We start from the raw sequence: 18,706 nt of genomic DNA, 5'->3' as shown, positions 1-18,706 counted from the left end.
ATCGACGACATCAGCTGCTCCATAAGTTCCCACACGAATTGCTTGATTCATTGAAGAAGACGAAAGAAGCAGCCCGAAATTGGGTCTGTAGCTCAGTTGGTTAGAGCGCACCCCTGATAAGGGTGAGGTCGGCAGTTCGAATCTGCCCAGACCCACCAATTTTGTGTGGGAAACGCCTGTAGAAATACGGGGCCATAGCTCAGCTGGGAGAGCGCCTGCCTTGCACGCAGGAGGTCAGCGGTTCGATCCCGCTTGGCTCCACCACTACTGCTTCTGTTTGTATAAAGCTTAGAAATGAGCATTCCATCCATGCGATGGTGAATGTTGATTTCTAGTCTTTGACTAGTTCGTTCTTTAAAAATTTGGGTATGTGATAGAAAGATAGACTGAACGTTACTTTCACTGGTAACGGATCAGGCTAAGGTAAAATTTGTGAGTTACTCAAATTGAGTATTATCGAATTTTCGGCGAATGTCGTCTTCACAGTATAACCAGATTGCTTGGGGTTATATGGTCAAGTGAAGAAGCGCATACGGTGGATGCCTTGGCAGTCAGAGGCGATGAAAGACGTGGTAGCCTGCGAAAAGCTTCGGGGAGTCGGCAAACAGACTTTGATCCGGAGATGTCTGAATGGGGGAACCCAGCCATCATAAGATGGTTATCTTAAGCTGAATACATAGGCTTAAGAGGCGAACCAGGGGAACTGAAACATCTAAGTACCCTGAGGAAAAGAAATCAACCGAGATTCCCTTAGTAGTGGCGAGCGAACGGGGACTAGCCCTTAAGTGGCTTTGAGATTAGCGGAACGCTCTGGAAAGTGCGGCCATAGTGGGTGATAGCCCTGTACGCGAAAATCTCTTAGTCATGAAATCGAGTAGGACGGAGCACGAGAAACTTTGTCTGAATATGGGGGGACCATCCTCCAAGGCTAAATACTACTGACTGACCGATAGTGAACTAGTACCGTGAGGGAAAGGCGAAAAGAACCCCGGAGAGGGGAGTGAAATAGATCCTGAAACCGTATGCGTACAAGCAGTGGGAGCCCACTTTGTTGGGTGACTGCGTACCTTTTGTATAATGGGTCAGCGACTTATTTTCAGTGGCGAGCTTAACCGAATAGGGGAGGCGTAGCGAAAGCGAGTCTTAATAGGGCGTCTAGTCGCTGGGAATAGACCCGAAACCGGGCGATCTATCCATGGGCAGGTTGAAGGTTGGGTAACACTAACTGGAGGACCGAACCGACTACCGTTGAAAAGTTAGCGGATGACCTGTGGATCGGAGTGAAAGGCTAATCAAGCTCGGAGATAGCTGGTTCTCCTCGAAAGCTATTTAGGTAGCGCCTCATGTATCACTGTAGGGGGTAGAGCACTGTTTCGGCTAGGGGGTCATCCCGACTTACCAAACCGATGCAAACTCCGAATACCTACAAGTGCCGAGCATGGGAGACACACGGCGGGTGCTAACGTCCGTCGTGAAAAGGGAAACAACCCAGACCGTCAGCTAAGGTCCCAAAGTTATGGTTAAGTGGGAAACGATGTGGGAAGGCTTAGACAGCTAGGAGGTTGGCTTAGAAGCAGCCACCCTTTAAAGAAAGCGTAATAGCTCACTAGTCGAGTCGGCCTGCGCGGAAGATGTAACGGGGCTCAAACCATACACCGAAGCTACGGGTATCACCTTCGGGTGATGCGGTAGAGGAGCGTTCTGTAAGCCTGTGAAGGTGAGTTGAGAAGCTTGCTGGAGGTATCAGAAGTGCGAATGCTGACATGAGTAACGACAATGGGTGTGAAAAACACCCACGCCGAAAGACCAAGGTTTCCTGCGCAACGTTAATCGACGCAGGGTTAGTCGGTCCCTAAGGCGAGGCTGAAAAGCGTAGTCGATGGAAAACAGGTTAATATTCCTGTACTTCTGGTTATTGCGATGGAGGGACGGAGAAGGCTAGGCCAGCTTGGCGTTGGTTGTCCAAGTTTAAGGTGGTAGGCTGGAATCTTAGGTAAATCCGGGATTCTAAGGCCGAGAGCTGATGACGAGTCATCTTTTAGATGACGAAGTGGTTGATGCCATGCTTCCAAGAAAAGCTTCTAAGCTTCAGGTAACCAGGAACCGTACCCCAAACCGACACAGGTGGTTGGGTAGAGAATACCAAGGCGCTTGAGAGAACTCGGGTGAAGGAACTAGGCAAAATGGCACCGTAACTTCGGGAGAAGGTGCGCCGGTGAGGGTGAAGGACTTGCTCCGTAAGCTCATGCCGGTCGAAGATACCAGGCCGCTGCGACTGTTTATTAAAAACACAGCACTCTGCAAACACGAAAGTGGACGTATAGGGTGTGACGCCTGCCCGGTGCCGGAAGGTTAATTGATGGGGTTAGCTAACGCGAAGCTCTTGATCGAAGCCCCGGTAAACGGCGGCCGTAACTATAACGGTCCTAAGGTAGCGAAATTCCTTGTCGGGTAAGTTCCGACCTGCACGAATGGCGTAACGATGGCGGCGCTGTCTCCACCCGAGACTCAGTGAAATTGAAATCGCTGTGAAGATGCAGTGTATCCGCGGCTAGACGGAAAGACCCCGTGAACCTTTACTATAGCTTTGCACTGGACTTTGAATTTGCTTGTGTAGGATAGGTGGGAGGCTTTGAAGCGTGGACGCCAGTTCGCGTGGAGCCAACCTTGAAATACCACCCTGGCAACTTTGAGGTTCTAACTCAGGTCCGTTATCCGGATCGAGGACAGTGTATGGTGGGTAGTTTGACTGGGGCGGTCTCCTCCTAAAGAGTAACGGAGGAGTACGAAGGTGCGCTCAGACCGGTCGGAAATCGGTCGTAGAGTATAAAGGCAAAAGCGCGCTTGACTGCGAGACAGACACGTCGAGCAGGTACGAAAGTAGGTCTTAGTGATCCGGTGGTTCTGTATGGAAGGGCCATCGCTCAACGGATAAAAGGTACTCCGGGGATAACAGGCTGATACCGCCCAAGAGTTCATATCGACGGCGGTGTTTGGCACCTCGATGTCGGCTCATCACATCCTGGGGCTGAAGCCGGTCCCAAGGGTATGGCTGTTCGCCATTTAAAGTGGTACGCGAGCTGGGTTTAGAACGTCGTGAGACAGTTCGGTCCCTATCTGCCGTGGACGTTTGAGATTTGAGAGGGGCTGCTCCTAGTACGAGAGGACCGGAGTGGACGAACCTCTGGTGTTCCGGTTGTCACGCCAGTGGCATTGCCGGGTAGCTATGTTCGGAATAGATAACCGCTGAAAGCATCTAAGCGGGAAACTAGCCTCAAGATGAGATCTCACTGGAACCTTGAGTTCCCTGAAGGGCCGTCGAAGACTACGACGTTGATAGGTTGGGTGTGTAAGCGCTGTGAGGCGTTGAGCTAACCAATACTAATTGCCCGTGAGGCTTGACCATATAACACCCAAGCAATTTGACTACTCTTGACTTGGAAACAAGCAAAAGCATCAGATTGCGGTGTGTGAAGACGAAATGAACCGAAAGTTCGAATCTCACAAAACACCGAAAGCTATCACATACCCAATTTGCTGAAGCGAGGCCATCTGGTCACGACTCAGTACCCGAATTTCTTGACGACCATAGAGCATTGGAACCACCTGATCCCATCCCGAACTCAGTAGTGAAACGATGCATCGCCGATGGTAGTGTGGGGTTTCCCCATGTGAGAGTAGGTCATCGTCAAGATTAAATTCCAAAACCCCTGTTTGCTAACGCAAACAGGGGTTTTGTTTTGGGCGGTCGAAAAGGTTCTGGCCTATCGCCATTGCATAGAAAGCAAGCTGTCCCTGCGCTCTCGCCATAAGCCAGCTTGCTTTCTATGCAATGGCTCTGCGCATGGCTATCATGCGTGCCTCATTGTGAGGCGAGACTTGCATGCTGACGTTGTTAAAACTTCTGAAAGATGGCCGATTCCACTCGGGTGAAGCGCTAGGCGCCGCCCTGGGCGTCAGTCGTAGTGCTGTGTGGAAGCAACTCCAGCATCTGGAGATCGAGCTGGATCTGACAATTCACAAGGTCAGGGGGAGGGGCTATCAATTGGCGTCCCCGCTGGTTCTATTGAGCGCTGATGAGATCGCCCTCAAGTCACAGGTCTGCGCAGGTTCAGTTTTTATATCCGAGACCATCGGCTCCACTAATGCCGAGGCTTTGCGCCTTATTGAGGCGGGGCAGTTGGCGCCGTTTCTTGTTCTCTCAGAACAGCAGACCGCAGGAAGGGGGCGTCGAGGGCGTAAATGGGTCAGTCCATTTGCACAGAATGTTTACTACAGCCTTGTGCTTCGTATCGATGGCGGTTTACGACAGCTAGAAGGGCTGAGTCTCGTCGTGGGCTTGGCGGTGATGCAAACGTTGCGCGACTTTGGTGTCCACGGTTCGGGTTTGAAGTGGCCTAATGACGTGCTCGTTGGTTCGAAGAAGATAGCTGGCATCCTTCTTGAGTTGGTAGGGGACCCTGTTGACGTATGCCATGTAGTGCTCGGTATTGGTATCAATGCGAACATGCAGAGCGCCGCGGAAGTGGATCAGCAGTGGACATCAATACAGCTCGAAACAGGTCGTGCGGTAGACCGAAATCATCTGGTCGCACACCTGAGTCAGGCGTTACAAGGTTATCTCGATCATCATAGAGATTCCGGCTTTTCGGTAATTCGCCAGGAGTGGGAGCAAAATCATCTATGGCAGGGAAAGGCGGTGTCATTGATCGCAGGTGTTAACCAGGTGGACGGGGTTGTGCTGGGTATTGATGATCAAGGCGCTCTACGTCTCGAAGTAAACGGTGTTGAGAAAATATACAGTGGTGGTGAGTTAAGCCTGAGGTTGCGTGATGATTCTTGAACTCGACTGTGGGAATAGTTTCATCAAATGGCGAGTGCTCGAGGCAAGCCACTCAGCCGTTTTTGCTGAAGGGGTTGTTGATTCCGATGTGGCGTTGCTGGGTAGCCTTCATTCGTTGACTGGACTGTCGCTGCAGCATTGCAGATTGGTCAGCGTTCGCGCGCAGGAAGAGACGAACCGCCTGGCGGGTGTGTTGGTTGCGGCCTTTGGTGTTTCTATCAGCTGTGCTGCGCCGTCGCGTGAAATGGCCGGCGTGCGCAATGGGTATGAAGACTACGCCCGTCTAGGGCTGGATCGTTGGCTGGCGATGCTTGGAGGCTTCCAGCTAGCCTCGGGAGCATGCCTGGTGCTTGATTTTGGTACGGCGGCCACTGCCGATTTCATCACGGCTGATGGCGAGCATCTTGGAGGATTTATCTGCCCGGGCATGCCCCTGATGCGCAATCAGCTGCGAACCCATACCCGTAAAATACGGTATGACGATGTTGCTGCTGAGCGTGCGTTGGAAAGCCTGGTGCCTGGCCGTACCACTGCCCAAGCCGTTGAACGAGGTTGCACGCTCATGCTCCGCGGTTTTGCTCAGTCACAACTGGAACTGGCCCGCAGTTATTGGGGGGAAGACTTCTCGGTGTTTCTTACGGGGGGGGATGCGGAGTTGGTCGCTGACGCCTTGCCGGGCGCTCGCTTCGTTCCGGACCTGGTATTTGTTGGCTTGGCGATGGCGTGCCCTTTGTCCTGAGGTTTTTATGCGTTGGTTGTTTCTGTTGCTGCTGGTCCTCAATGTTTTTTATTACGTCTGGCACCAGCAAGAGGCTCCGCTGCGTGCAAAGGATGTCACTCCGTTGGCGCTGTACCGGGGCTCCCAGCAAGATATTCAGCTGCTGAGCGAGTCGGCGGACTCTGTGTCGCGGCGTGACAAGGCCAAGGCTCCGGAGGCGCCTGCTGGCTGCTTGTATATCGGAGGGTTTTCGAGTCATGAGCAAGCGCAGTTCCTGGAGCAGCGGCTTATCAGTCTGGATATCAGGGTCCGGATCCAGTCGTTGGTCTCAGCGGGTGCGCCTTCTTTCTGGTTGCGTGTAGCGCCTGAAAGCCGCCGCCTGGCTGACGATCTGCCTTTTGAAAGCCTTGCTAATGAATTCAATGAGTTAAAACATAAAATAATGCCGTGCGAAGGCATTGCAACTGTCGAATAGTTTGCATAGAATGGCGCCCGCTCCACAGTGATGACCCTCTTGGGAAGTTGGTGTGAAGCGATCGTCACGCAGCTAACCTCATATTTTTTATGAGAAAATGCTTGACAGAAGGTCGGCGTAATGTAAAATGCCGGCTCGCTTAGGAGGGGTTCCCGAGCGGCCAAAGGGATCAGACTGTAAATCTGACGTCTACGACTTCGAAGGTTCGAATCCTTCCCCCTCCACCATTTTTAGCGTGAGCTGCAAGCTCCGCGGGTATAGTTTAGTGGTAGAACCTCAGCCTTCCAAGCTGATGATGCGGGTTCGATTCCCGCTACCCGCTCCAAGTTTGCAGGTTGTGCAAAGTGTTTCGCTCTTGTAGCTCAGTTGGTAGAGCACACCCTTGGTAAGGGTGAGGTCAGCGGTTCAAATCCGCTCAAGAGCTCCATATAACAAGGCAGATATGAAAATATCTGCCTTTGTTTTAACAGCTGCCTCGGCTTGATGTTGTTTTGCCTGGTGTTATCGGGTTGTTTCAAGTCTATTGGGGTTGGTTGTTGTAAAGTCTTTTTCAGGCCTGCATAATGGTCGGCCTGATTTTGTTTTAGGTCAGTAGCTCAATTGGCAGAGCGACGGTCTCCAAAACCGTAGGTTGGGGGTTCGATTCCCTCCTGACCTGCCAGATTCACGTGGTGTATCTGGCTTTCTTTTCACAGGATCTTCATAGATGACTCCTAAGGCTGAAGCTCAAAGCTCTCGTTTCGATCTGGTTAAGTGGCTCGCTGTCGTCGCTTTGGTGGTCGTAGGCGTTGTTGGCAATCAGTATTATTCTGCTTCGCCGATCCTGTACCGCGTACTCGTATTGCTCGCTCTTGCTGCTGTGGCCGTTTTCATTGGTCTGCAGACAGTAAAGGGTAAGTCTTTCGCTGTGCTGGTAAAGGAAGCTCGCACCGAAATACGTAAAGTCGTTTGGCCAACTCGCCAAGAAACCACGCAGACCACGCTGATTGTTGTGGCTGTTGTTCTGGTTATGGCGTTGCTGTTGTGGGGTCTTGATTCCCTGCTCGGCTGGCTTGTTTCCTTGATTGTTGGCTAAGGGTGTCCCGTGGCTAAGCGTTGGTACGTTGTGCATGCTTACTCGGGTTACGAGAAGCATGTCATGCGCTCTTTGCTAGAGCGCGTAAAGCTGGCAGGCATGGAAGATGGCTTCGGCGAAATTCTGGTTCCCACTGAAGAAGTGGTTGAAATGCGTAATGGCCAGAAACGCAAAAGCGAGCGCAAGTTCTTCCCTGGCTACGTGCTGGTACAGATGGACATGAATGAGGGTACTTGGCACTTGGTCAAGGACACTCCTCGCGTCATGGGCTTCATCGGCGGTACCGCTGATAAGCCTGCACCGATCACTGACAAGGAAGCAGAAGCGATTCTGCGTCGTGTTGCTGACGGTAGCGACAAGCCAAAGCCGAAGACGTTGTTCGAGCCGGGTGAGGTTGTTCGTGTCACTGATGGTCCGTTTGCTGATTTCAACGGTACTGTCGAAGAAGTTAACTACGAAAAGAGCCGGATCCAAGTGGCGGTGCTCATTTTCGGTCGCTCTACTCCGGTAGAGTTGGAGTTCAGCCAGGTCGAAAAGGTCTAGCTGACAAAGCATCCCAACCCCGCAGCCTTAGGCTGTGGGGTTTTGTCGTCACTGGGATAAACGCGCAAGTAACCGGGGAGCCTTTCGAGGCGCTTGAACCCGTAATTGGAGTGCCTCATGGCCAAGAAGATTACCGCTTACATCAAGCTGCAAGTGAAGGCCGCTCAGGCCAACCCTAGCCCACCCGTCGGTCCAGCTCTGGGTCAGCACGGCGTGAACATCATGGAATTCTGCAAGGCCTTCAACGCCCGTACCCAGGGTATTGAGCCAGGTCTGCCGACTCCAGTGATCATCACTGTATACAGCGACCGTAGCTTCACTTTCGAAACCAAGTCGACCCCGGCTTCGGTTCTGTTGAAGAAAGCTGCTGGTTTGACTAGCGGTTCCGCTCGTCCGAACACCGTTAAGGTTGGCACCGTAACTCGTGCTCAGCTGGAAGAAATCGCGAAAACCAAAAACGCGGATCTGACTGCAGCTGATATGGATGCAGCCGTGCGTACCATCGCCGGTTCTGCTCGTAGCATGGGCCTTAACGTGGAGGGTGTGTAATGGCTAAGCTGACCAAGCGCCAAAAGGCTATCGCCGGCAAAATCGAAGCGGGCAAGTCCTACAACTTTGTAGATGCTGCTGCTCTGCTGACCGAGCTGTCGACTGTCAAGTTCAGCGAGTCCGTTGACGTTGCTGTAAACCTGGGTGTTGACCCACGTAAATCCGACCAGGTCGTTCGTAGCGCTACTGTGCTGCCACACGGTACTGGCAAGACTGTACGTGTTGCTGTCTTCACCCAAGGCCCGGCAGCTGAAGCTGCTCTGGCCGCTGGCGCTGATCGCGTTGGCATGGACGACCTGGCTGCCGAAATGAAAGGCGGCGACCTGAACTATGACGTAGTTATTGCTTCCCCGGATGCAATGCGCGTTGTAGGTCAGTTGGGTCAGATCCTGGGTCCACGTGGTCTGATGCCTAACCCGAAAGTCGGTACCGTAACTCCAGACGTAGCTACCGCGGTTAAAAACGCCAAGGCTGGTCAGGTTCGTTATCGCACCGACAAAAACGGCATCATTCACACTTCCGTTGGCAAGGTCGGCTTCGACGCCGTCAAGCTGAAGGAAAACGTTGAAGCCCTGATCGCTGATCTGAAGCGTATCAAGCCAGCTTCTTCGAAAGGTATCTACGTCAAGCGCGTTACCCTGAGCACCACTATGGGCCCAGGTCTGGTCATCGACCAGGGTTCGCTGGACGTATAAGACACAGGTTGGCGCGAGTGATTGCGCCAATTGAAAAATTGGGGTCCCTGCCTGGCGGGGGCTATCCAAGACCGTAGGCGACGCAAGTCTTAAACCATCAAGCCTACGCAGATGGTGCTCCCGGTTCCTTACCGAATCAGACACCAAAACGACATCCGGCCTAGGCCAGATGAAACGGTAACAAGCAGGAGTTAAACCCGTGGCAATTAATCTCGAAGACAAGAAGGCCATCGTCGCTGAAGTCAACGAGGCTGCCAAAGCTGCTCTGTCCGCTGTCGTGGCTGATGCCCGTGGTGTGACAGTAGGCGCTATGACCGGACTCCGTAAAGAGGCTCGTGAAGCTGGCGTATACGTACGTGTTGTACGTAACACCCTGCTCAAGCGCGCTGTTGCTGACACTGAATACAGTGTCCTCAACGACGTGTTCACCGGCCCGACTCTGATCGCGTTCTCCAAGGACCATCCAGGCGCTGCTGCCCGTTTGTTCAAGGAATTCGCCAAGAGTCAGGATAAGTTCGAGATCAAGGCAGCTGCGTTCGAGGGCAAGTTCCTCGCAGCTAACCAAATCGACGTACTGGCAACACTGCCGACCCGTAACGAAGCTATTTCGCAGCTGATGAGCGTGATTCAAGGCGCTACCAGCAAGCTGGCTCGTACTCTGGCCGCAGTTCGCGAGCAAAAAGAAGCTGCAGCAGCCTAAGGCTGAGCAACGTCTCTCGCGTTTTTTTGTTTATTTCGATGGCCGCGTAGGCCGTCCCCCAATTCAGGAAATACAGCAATGTCTATCTCCCAAGACGATATCCTCAACGCCGTAGCTGAAATGTCGGTTCTGCAGGTTGTTGAGCTGATCAAAGCTTTCGAAGAAAAATTCGGCGTTTCCGCTGCCGCTGCTTCCGCTGGCCCAGCTGTTGCTGCTGTTGCTGCTGAAGAGCAAACCGAATTCAACGTCATGCTGCTGGAAGCTGGCGAGAAGAAAGTAAACGTGATCAAGGCAGTACGTGAACTGACCGGTCTGGGCCTGAAAGAAGCCAAGGCTGTAGTTGACGGCGCTCCTGCCCAGGTTCTGGAAGCTGTGTCCAAAGACGCTGCTGACAAAGCCAAAGCAGTACTGGAAGAAGCAGGCGCTAAAGTCGAGCTGAAGTAAGCATCGACCTTGCGTTTCCAGCCCAAGCGTTAAGCTGAAGGCTGATGGCTGGTGGCTCTTGCCACCGGCCTTTTTCCGTTCTTGGCTGTCGACTCGGTCGCCGCCACTAACGCGCTGTAGCCACCCGATGCGGTGGTGCAAACCAAGGGGTTTGCAAGATTTTCTGGCTGCTCCCGTCGGGGGGGCCAAACAAGCAGGTGACCAAGCTGGGGAACGCTGATGGCTTACTCATATACTGAGAAAAAACGTATCCGCAAGGACTTTAGCAAGTTGCCGGACGTCATGGATGTCCCGTACCTTCTGGCTATCCAGCTGGATTCGTATCGTGAATTCTTGCAGGCGGGAGCGACCAAAGATCAGTTCCGCGACGTGGGCCTGCATGCGGCCTTCAAATCCGTTTTCCCGATCATCAGCTACTCCGGCAATGCTGCGCTGGAGTACGTCGGTTATCGCCTGGGCGAACCGGCATTTGATGTCAAAGAATGCGTGTTGCGCGGTGTTACGTACGCCGTACCTTTGCGGGTAAAAGTTCGTCTGATCATTTTCGACAAAGAATCGTCGAACAAAGCGATCAAGGACATCAAAGAGCAAGAAGTCTACATGGGCGAAATCCCATTGATGACTGAGAACGGTACCTTCGTTATCAACGGTACCGAGCGTGTAATCGTTTCCCAGCTGCACCGTTCCCCGGGCGTGTTCTTCGACCACGACCGCGGCAAGACGCACAGCTCCGGTAAGCTCCTGTACTCCGCGCGGATCATTCCGTACCGTGGTTCGTGGTTGGACTTCGAGTTCGACCCTAAAGACTGCGTGTTCGTGCGTATCGACCGTCGTCGCAAGCTGCCGGCCTCGGTACTGCTGCGCGCGCTCGGCTATACCACTGAGCAAGTGCTGGACGCTTTCTACACCACCAACGTATTCAGCCTGAAGGATGAAACCCTCAGCCTGGAACTGATTGCTTCGCGTCTGCGTGGTGAAATTGCCGTCCTGGACATCCAGGATGAGAAGGGCAAGGTCATTGTTGAGGCTGGCCGTCGTATTACTGCGCGCCACATCAACCAGATCGAAAAAGCCGGTATCAAGTCGCTGGACGTGCCTCTGGACTACGTCCTGGGCCGCACTACCGCCAAGGTTATCGTTCACCCGGCGACAGGCGAGATCCTGGCTGAGTGCAACACCGAGCTGAACACCGAGATCCTGGCAAAAATCGCCAAGGCCCAGGTTGTTCGCATCGAGACCCTGTACACCAACGATATCGACTGCGGTCCGTTCGTCTCCGACACCTTGAAGATCGATTCCACCAGCAACCAATTGGAAGCGCTGGTCGAAATCTATCGCATGATGCGTCCAGGCGAGCCACCAACCAAAGACGCTGCCGAAACCCTGTTCAACAACCTGTTCTTCAGCCCTGAGCGCTATGACCTGTCTGCGGTCGGCCGGATGAAGTTCAACCGTCGTATCGGTCGTACCGAGATCGAAGGTTCGGGCGTGCTGTGCAAGGAAGACATCGTTGCGGTCCTGAAGACTCTGGTCGACATCCGTAACGGTAAAGGCATCGTCGATGACATCGACCACCTGGGTAACCGTCGTGTTCGCTGCGTAGGCGAAATGGCCGAGAACCAGTTCCGCGTTGGCCTGGTACGTGTTGAGCGTGCGGTCAAAGAGCGTCTGTCGATGGCCGAAAGCGAAGGCCTGATGCCGCAAGACCTGATCAACGCCAAGCCAGTGGCTGCGGCGGTGAAAGAGTTCTTCGGCTCCAGCCAGCTTTCGCAGTTCATGGACCAGAACAACCCGCTCTCCGAGATCACCCACAAGCGCCGTGTTTCTGCACTGGGCCCGGGCGGTCTGACCCGTGAGCGTGCTGGCTTTGAAGTTCGTGACGTACACCCGACGCACTACGGTCGTGTTTGCCCGATCGAAACGCCGGAAGGTCCGAACATCGGTCTGATCAACTCCCTGGCTGCCTATGCGCGCACCAACCAGTACGGCTTCCTCGAGAGCCCGTACCGCGTGGTGAAAGACGCCCTGGTCACCGACGAGATCGTCTTCCTGTCCGCCATCGAAGAAGCTGATCACGTGATCGCTCAGGCTTCGGCCACGATGAACGACAAGAAAGTCCTGATCGACGAGCTGGTAGCTGTTCGTCACTTGAACGAGTTCACCGTCAAGGCGCCGGAAGACGTCACCTTGATGGACGTATCGCCCAAGCAGGTAGTTTCGGTTGCAGCATCGCTGATCCCGTTCCTGGAACACGATGACGCCAACCGTGCGTTGATGGGTTCCAACATGCAGCGTCAAGCTGTACCGACCCTGCGCGCTGACAAGCCGCTGGTAGGTACCGGCATGGAACGTAACGTAGCCCGTGACTCCGGCGTTTGCGTCGTGGCTCGTCGTGGCGGCGTGATCGACTCTGTTGATGCCAGCCGTATCGTGGTTCGTGTTGCCGATGACGAAGTTGAAACTGGCGAAGCCGGTGTCGACATCTACAACCTGACCAAATACACCCGCTCGAACCAGAACACCTGCATCAACCAGCGTCCGCTGGTGCGTAAGGGTGATCGCGTTCAGCGTAGCGACATCATGGCCGACGGTCCGTCCACCGATATGGGTGAGTTGGCTCTGGGTCAGAACATGCGCATCGCGTTCATGGCGTGGAACGGCTTCAACTTCGAAGACTCCATCTGCCTGTCCGAGCGTGTTGTTCAAGAAGACCGTTTCACCACGATCCACATCCAGGAACTGACCTGTGTGGCACGTGACACCAAGCTTGGGCCAGAGGAAATCACTGCAGACATCCCGAACGTGGGTGAAGCTGCGCTGAACAAGCTGGACGAAGCCGGTATCGTTTACGTAGGTGCTGAAGTTGGCGCTGGCGACATCCTGGTCGGTAAGGTCACTCCGAAAGGCGAGACCCAACTGACTCCGGAAGAGAAGCTGCTGCGTGCCATCTTCGGCGAAAAAGCCAGCGACGTTAAAGACACCTCCCTGCGCGTACCTACTGGTACCAAGGGTACTGTCATCGACGTACAGGTCTTCACCCGTGACGGCGTCGAGCGTGATGCTCGTGCACTGTCCATCGAGAAGACTCAACTCGACGAAATCCGCAAGGATTTGAACGAAGAGTTCCGTATCGTTGAAGGCGCGACCTTCGAACGTCTGCGTTCTGCCCTGGTAGGCCACAAGGCTGAAGGCGGCGCAGGTCTGAAGAAAGGTCAGGATATCACCGACGAAATCCTCGACGGTCTTGAGCACGGCCAGTGGTTCAAACTGCGCATGGCTGAAGATGCTCTGAACGAGCAGCTCGAGAAGGCCCAGGCCTACATCGTTGATCGCCGCCGTCTGCTGGACGACAAGTTCGAAGACAAGAAGCGCAAACTGCAGCAGGGCGATGACCTGGCTCCAGGCGTGCTGAAAATCGTCAAGGTTTACCTGGCAATCCGTCGTCGCATTCAGCCGGGCGACAAGATGGCCGGTCGTCACGGTAACAAAGGTGTGGTCTCCGTGATCATGCCGGTTGAAGACATGCCGCACGATGCCAATGGCACCCCGGTCGACGTCGTCCTCAACCCGTTGGGCGTACCTTCGCGTATGAACGTTGGTCAGATCCTTGAAACCCACCTGGGCCTCGCGGCTAAAGGTCTGGGCGAGAAGATCAACCGTATGATCGAAGAGCAGCGCAAGGTCGCAGACCTGCGTAAGTTCCTGCACGAGATCTACAACGAGATCGGCGGCCGCAAAGAAGAGCTGGACACTTTCTCCGATCAGGAAATCCTGGATCTGGCGAAAAACCTGCGCGGCGGCGTTCCAATGGCTACCCCGGTGTTCGACGGTGCCAAGGAAAGCGAAATCAAGGCCATGCTGAAACTGGCAGACCTGCCAGAAAGCGGCCAGATGCAGCTGTTCGACGGCCGTACCGGCAACAAGTTCGAGCGCCCGGTTACTGTTGGCTACATGTACATGCTGAAGCTGAACCACTTGGTAGACGACAAGATGCACGCTCGTTCTACCGGTTCGTACAGCCTGGTTACCCAGCAGCCGCTGGGTGGTAAGGCTCAGTTCGGTGGTCAGCGTTTCGGGGAGATGGAGGTCTGGGCACTGGAAGCATACGGTGCTGCATACACTCTGCAAGAAATGCTCACAGTGAAGTCGGACGATGTGAACGGTCGTACCAAGATGTACAAAAACATCGTGGACGGCGATCACCGTATGGAGCCGGGCATGCCCGAGTCTTTCAACGTGTTGATCAAAGAAATTCGTTCCCTCGGCATCGATATCGATCTGGAAACCGAATAACACGTGACGCGAATCGAGAGCGGGGCAGTGATGCCCGCTCTCTGCTCCGCCAGGAGGAAAGGCCTTGAAAGACCTACTGAATTTGCTGAAAAACCAGGGTCAAGTCGAAGAGTTCGACGCCATCCGTATTGGATTGGCATCGCCTGAGATGATCCGTTCGTGGTCGTTCGGTGAAGTTAAAAAGCCGGAAACCATCAACTACCGTACGTTCAAACCTGAGCGTGACGGCCTGTTCTGCGCCAAGATCTTTGGCCCGGTAAAGGATTACGAGTGCCTGTGCGGTAAGTACAAGCGCTTGAAGCACCGTGGTGTGATCTGCGAGAAGTGCGGCGTTGAAGTTGCACTGGCCAAGGTTCGTCGTGAGCGCATGGCGCACATCGAGCTGGCTTCGCCGGTTGCCCACATCTGGTTCCTGAAATCGCTGCCGTCCCGTATCGGCTTGCTGATGGACATGACCCTGCGTGATATCGAGCGCGTTCTCTACTTCGAGAGCTATGTCGTTATCGACCCAGGCATGACCACCCTTGAAAAAGGTCAGCTGCTCAACGACGAGCAGTACTTCGAAGCGCTGGAAGAGTTCGGCGACGATTTCGATGCCCGCATGGGTGCCGAAGCTGTCCGCGAACTGCTGCACGCTATCGACCTGGAGCACGAGATTGGCCGCCTGCGTGAAGAAATTCCGCAAACCAACTCCGAAACCAAGATCAAGAAGCTGTCCAAGCGTCTGAAGTTGATGGAAGCCTTCCAGGGTTCCGGCAACCTGCCAGAGTGGATGGTGCTGACTGTTCTGCCGGTTCTGCCGCCAGACCTGCGTCCGCTGGTACCGTTGGACGGTGGTCGTTTCGCGACGTCCGACCTCAACGACCTGTACCGCCGCGTGATCAACCGTAACAACCGCTTGAAGCGCCTGCTTGATCTGTCCGCTCCGGACATCATCGTGCGCAACGAAAAGCGTATGTTGCAAGAAGCGGTCGACGCCTTGCTCGACAACGGTCGTCGTGGCCGCGCTATTACCGGTTCCAACAAGCGTCCTCTGAAATCCCTGGCTGACATGATCAAGGGTAAGCAAGGTCGTTTCCGTCAGAACTTGCTCGGTAAGCGTGTTGACTACTCCGGTCGTTCGGTAATTACCGTAGGCCCGACCCTGCGTCTGCACCAGTGCGGTCTGCCTAAGAAGATGGCGCTTGAGCTGTTCAAGCCGTTCATCTTCGGCAAGCTGGAAATGCGCGGTCTCGCGACCACCATCAAAGCGGCCAAGAAAATGGTCGAGCGCGAACTGCCAGAGGTTTGGGACGTTCTCGCTGAAGTGATTCGCGAACACCCGGTCCTCCTCAACCGTGCACCGACCCTTCACCGTCTGGGTATCCAGGCGTTTGAACCGGTACTGATCGAAGGTAAGGCTATCCAGCTGCACCCTCTGGTCTGTGCTGCGTACAACGCCGACTTCGACGGCGACCAAATGGCCGTGCACGTACCGCTGACACTGGAAGCCCAGTTGGAAGCGCGTGCGTTGATGATGTCGACCAACAACATTCTGTCGCCAGCCAACGGTGAGCCAATCATCGTTCCGTCGCAGGACGTTGTATTGGGTCTGTACTACATGACCCGTGAAGCGATCAACGCCAAGGGCGAAGGTCGTGTGTTCGCTGACCTGCAAGAAGTTGACCGTGTGTTCCGTGCCGGCGAAGCCGCACTGCACGCCAAGGTCAAAGTGCGCATTCACGAAACCGTTAACGACCGTGACGGCGGCAGCGTGAGCAACACCCGTATCGTCGACACCACTGTCGGCCGTGCGCTGTTGTACCAGGTTGTGCCAAAAGGTCTGTCGTACGACGTCGTCAACCTGCCGATGAAGAAAAAGGCGATCTCCAAGCTGATCAACCAGTGCTACCGCGTGGTTGGTCTGAAAGAGACCGTGATCTTCGCTGACCAGTTGATGTACACCGGTTTTGCTTATTCGACCATTTCCGGCGTTTCCATCGGTGTTAACGACTTCGTTATCCCGGATGAAAAAGCCCGCATCATCAGTGCTGCTACTGACGAAGTGAAAGAGATCGAGAGCCAGTACGCCTCCGGCCTGGTAACCCAGGGCGAGAAGTACAACAAAGTGATCGACCTTTGGTCCAAGGCCAACGACGAAGTGTCCAAGGCAATGATGGCCAACCTCTCGAAAGAGAAGGTTATCGACCGTCATGGCGTGGAAGTCGATCAAGAGTCTTTCAACTCGATGTACATGATGGCCGACTCGGGCGCACGGGGTTCTGCTGCGCAGATCCGTCAGCTCGCCGGTATGCGTGGCCTGATGGCCAAGCCGGACGGTTCCATCATCGAAACGCCGATTACTGCGAACTTCCGTGAAGGTTTGAGCGTACTTCAGTACTTCATCTCTACTCACGGTGCTCGTAAAGGTCTGGCGGATACCGCGTTGAAAACCGCTAACTCCGGTTACCTGACTCGTCGTCTGGTAGACGTTGCACAAGATCTGGTTGTAACCGAGATCGATTGCGGCACCGAGCACGGCCTGCTGATGACTCCGCACATTGAAGGCGGTGACGTTGTAGAGCCGCTGGGTGAGCGCGTATTGGGTCGTGTTATTGCCCGTGACGTGTTCAAGCCAGGTACCGAGGAAGTTATCGTTCCTGCCGGCACCCTGGTGGATGAGAAGTGGGTCGAGTTCATCGAACTCAACAGCATCGACGAAGTGATTGTTCGCTCGCCGATCAGCTGCGAAACCCGCTACGGTATCTGCGCCAAGTGCTACGGCCGTGACTTGGCTCGTGGCCACCAGGTGAACATCGGTGAAGCGGTCGGCGTTATCGCTGCCCAGTCCATCGGTGAGCCGGGTACCCAGCTGACCATGCGTACGTTCCACATCGGTGGTGCGGCAAGCCGGACCTCCGCAGCCGACAGCGTTCAGGTGAAGAATGGCGGTACTGTCCGTCTGCACAACCTGAAACACGTTGAGCGAGTGGATGGCCACCTGGTTGCTGTGTCCCGTTCCGGTGAGCTGGCGATTGCTGATGACTTCGGTCGTGAGCGTGAGCGTTACAAGCTGCCGTACGGTGCTGTGATTTCGGTTAAAGAAGGTGACAAGGTCGACGCTGGCGCAATCGTGGCCAAGTGGGATCCGCACACTCACCCAATCGTTACCGAAATGAAAGGTACCGTGACCTACGTGGGCATGGAAGAAGGCATCACGATCAAGCGTCAGACTGACGAATTGACCGGTATGACCAACATTGAAGTACTCGACGCCAAAGATCGTCCAGCTGCCGGTAAAGACATCCGTCCTGCCGTGAAGATGGTCGATGACAACGGCAAGGATCTGCTGCTGCCAGGCACTGACGTTATCGCTCAGTACTTCCTGCCAGCCAACGCCCTGGTCGGTGTAGCGGATGGTGCGAAGATCGCGATCGGTGATGTTATCGCGCGTATCCCGCAAGAAACTTCGAAGACCCGTGACATCACCGGTGGTCTGCCGCGTGTTGCCGACTTGTTCGAAGCTCGTCGTCCGAAAGAAGCGTCGATCCTGGCTGAAGTCAGCGGCACCATCGCGTTCGGTAAAGAGACCAAGGGCAAGCGCCGTCTGGTCATTACCCCGAACGACGGTAGCGATCCGTATGAAGAGCTGATTCCGAAGTGGCGTCACCTGAACGTGTTCGAAGGCGAACAGGTAAACCGCGGCGAAGTTATCTCCGACGGTCCGAGCGATCCACACGACATCCTGCGTCTGCTGGGTGTGAGTGCGCTGGCCAAGTACATCGTTAACGAGATCCAGGACGTTTACCGTCTGCAAGGCGTGAAGATCAACGATAAGCACATCGAGACCATCCTGCGTCAGATGCTGCGTAAAGTTGAAATCGCTGAATCCGGCGATTCGAGTTTCATCAAGGGCGACCAGATGGAACTGACTCACGTACTGGTAGAAAACGAGCGTCTGGCAACCGAAGAGAAATTTGTTTCCAAGTTCACTCGCGTGTTGCTGGGTATCACCAAGGCGTCGTTGTCCACTGAGTCGTTCATCTCGGCGGCCTCCTTCCAGGAGACCACTCGCGTACTGACCGAAGCAGCGGTAACCGGCAAGCGCGATTACCTGCGCGGCCTGAAAGAAAACGTGGTTGTGGGTCGACTGATCCCGGCCGGTACCGGCTTGGCCTACCACAGCGAGCGTAAGCGTCGCCGTGAACTCGACAAGCCGCTGCGCGTAAGCGCCAGTGAAGTGGAAGCTGCACTGACCGAAGCGCTGAACTCTAGCGGTAACTGAGTTCTGCGATAAATAAGTCCGGGCCCTGGCAGCCCCGTTCGTCGGAACAAGACAGTTTTGTCGGGTTTCGATGGAGGGGGAGGTCGGGGCCTTGCCTTGACTGGGGG

11 protein-coding genes, 6 tRNA genes and 2 rRNA genes are annotated in these 18,706 nt (G+C 54.6%); all 19 read left to right on the top strand.

Features of this window, described 5'->3' with window-relative positions; genetic code table 11:
* Positions 1-81: 81 nt before the first annotated feature.
* The 19 genes from HU773_RS25265 to rpoC all read left to right on the top strand — a co-directional run bounded on the left by HU773_RS25265 (position 82) and on the right by rpoC (position 18,599).
* Positions 82-158, top strand: a tRNA-Ile gene (locus HU773_RS25265).
* Between the two features lie 30 nt (positions 159-188).
* Positions 189-264, top strand: a tRNA-Ala gene (locus tag HU773_RS25260).
* Positions 265-512: 248 nt separating this feature from the next.
* Positions 513-3,406 (top strand): 23S ribosomal RNA (locus tag HU773_RS25255).
* 172 nt (positions 3,407-3,578) lie between these two features.
* Positions 3,579-3,694, top strand: a 5S ribosomal RNA gene (rrf, locus tag HU773_RS25250).
* Between the two features lie 189 nt (positions 3,695-3,883).
* The gene (birA, locus tag HU773_RS25245) at positions 3,884-4,843 is read left to right on the top strand and encodes a bifunctional biotin--[acetyl-CoA-carboxylase] ligase/biotin operon repressor BirA (RefSeq protein WP_186624997.1); all 960 of its coding nucleotides are present in this window, start codon (positions 3,884-3,886) and stop codon (positions 4,841-4,843) included.
* Complete coding sequence (locus HU773_RS25240) at positions 4,833-5,582, top strand: pantothenate kinase (RefSeq protein WP_057438743.1); 750 nt, start codon at positions 4,833-4,835, stop codon at positions 5,580-5,582. Before birA ends, HU773_RS25240 begins: the two co-directional genes overlap by 11 nt.
* A gap of 7 nt (positions 5,583-5,589) precedes the next feature.
* Entirely contained in the window at positions 5,590-6,036 is a 447-nt protein-coding gene (locus tag HU773_RS25235) for a hypothetical protein (protein ID WP_057960766.1), read from the top strand.
* Positions 6,037-6,178: 142 nt separating this feature from the next.
* Positions 6,179-6,263, top strand: a tRNA-Tyr gene (locus HU773_RS25230).
* A 24-nt stretch (positions 6,264-6,287) separates the two neighbouring features.
* Positions 6,288-6,361 (top strand) — tRNA-Gly (locus tag HU773_RS25225).
* A gap of 26 nt (positions 6,362-6,387) precedes the next feature.
* Positions 6,388-6,463, top strand: a tRNA-Thr gene (locus HU773_RS25220).
* Positions 6,464-6,621: 158 nt separating this feature from the next.
* Positions 6,622-6,697: transfer RNA gene (locus tag HU773_RS25215), tRNA-Trp, on the top strand.
* A gap of 45 nt (positions 6,698-6,742) precedes the next feature.
* Positions 6,743-7,111 carry a preprotein translocase subunit SecE gene (gene secE, locus HU773_RS25210; protein WP_029299242.1) on the top strand — a complete coding sequence of 123 codons (369 nt, stop codon included), beginning with the start codon at positions 6,743-6,745 and terminating at the stop codon, positions 7,109-7,111.
* A gap of 9 nt (positions 7,112-7,120) precedes the next feature.
* Entirely contained in the window at positions 7,121-7,654 is a 534-nt protein-coding gene (gene nusG, locus HU773_RS25205; RefSeq protein ID WP_003176436.1) for a transcription termination/antitermination protein NusG, read from the top strand.
* A 117-nt stretch (positions 7,655-7,771) separates the two neighbouring features.
* Positions 7,772-8,203 (top strand): 50S ribosomal protein L11, encoded by a 432-nt coding sequence (gene rplK, locus HU773_RS25200; RefSeq protein ID WP_003210097.1) that lies wholly within the window; start codon positions 7,772-7,774, stop codon positions 8,201-8,203.
* The gene (rplA, locus tag HU773_RS25195) at positions 8,203-8,898 is read left to right on the top strand and encodes a 50S ribosomal protein L1 (RefSeq protein WP_003176434.1); all 696 of its coding nucleotides are present in this window, start codon (positions 8,203-8,205) and stop codon (positions 8,896-8,898) included. Before rplK ends, rplA begins: the two co-directional genes overlap by 1 nt.
* Before the next feature lie 199 nt (positions 8,899-9,097).
* Positions 9,098-9,598: a 50S ribosomal protein L10 gene (gene rplJ / locus HU773_RS25190; RefSeq protein ID WP_003176433.1), complete on the top strand. Its 501-nt coding sequence runs from the start codon at positions 9,098-9,100 to the stop codon at positions 9,596-9,598.
* A gap of 78 nt (positions 9,599-9,676) precedes the next feature.
* Entirely contained in the window at positions 9,677-10,042 is a 366-nt protein-coding gene (gene rplL, locus HU773_RS25185; protein ID WP_003210093.1) for a 50S ribosomal protein L7/L12, read from the top strand.
* A 219-nt stretch (positions 10,043-10,261) separates the two neighbouring features.
* The gene (gene rpoB, locus HU773_RS25180; protein ID WP_053138310.1) at positions 10,262-14,335 is read left to right on the top strand and encodes a DNA-directed RNA polymerase subunit beta; all 4,074 of its coding nucleotides are present in this window, start codon (positions 10,262-10,264) and stop codon (positions 14,333-14,335) included.
* Between the two features lie 64 nt (positions 14,336-14,399).
* Entirely contained in the window at positions 14,400-18,599 is a 4,200-nt protein-coding gene (gene rpoC, locus HU773_RS25175; protein ID WP_057960765.1) for a DNA-directed RNA polymerase subunit beta', read from the top strand.
* Positions 18,600-18,706: the final 107 nt, after the last annotated feature.

This window comes from Pseudomonas shahriarae (genome assembly GCF_014268455.2).
Lineage (GTDB): Bacteria > Pseudomonadota > Gammaproteobacteria > Pseudomonadales > Pseudomonadaceae > Aquipseudomonas > Aquipseudomonas shahriarae.
Note: the sequence above shows the minus strand (reverse complement) of the source record. Positions and strands in the feature narration are given on the sequence as shown.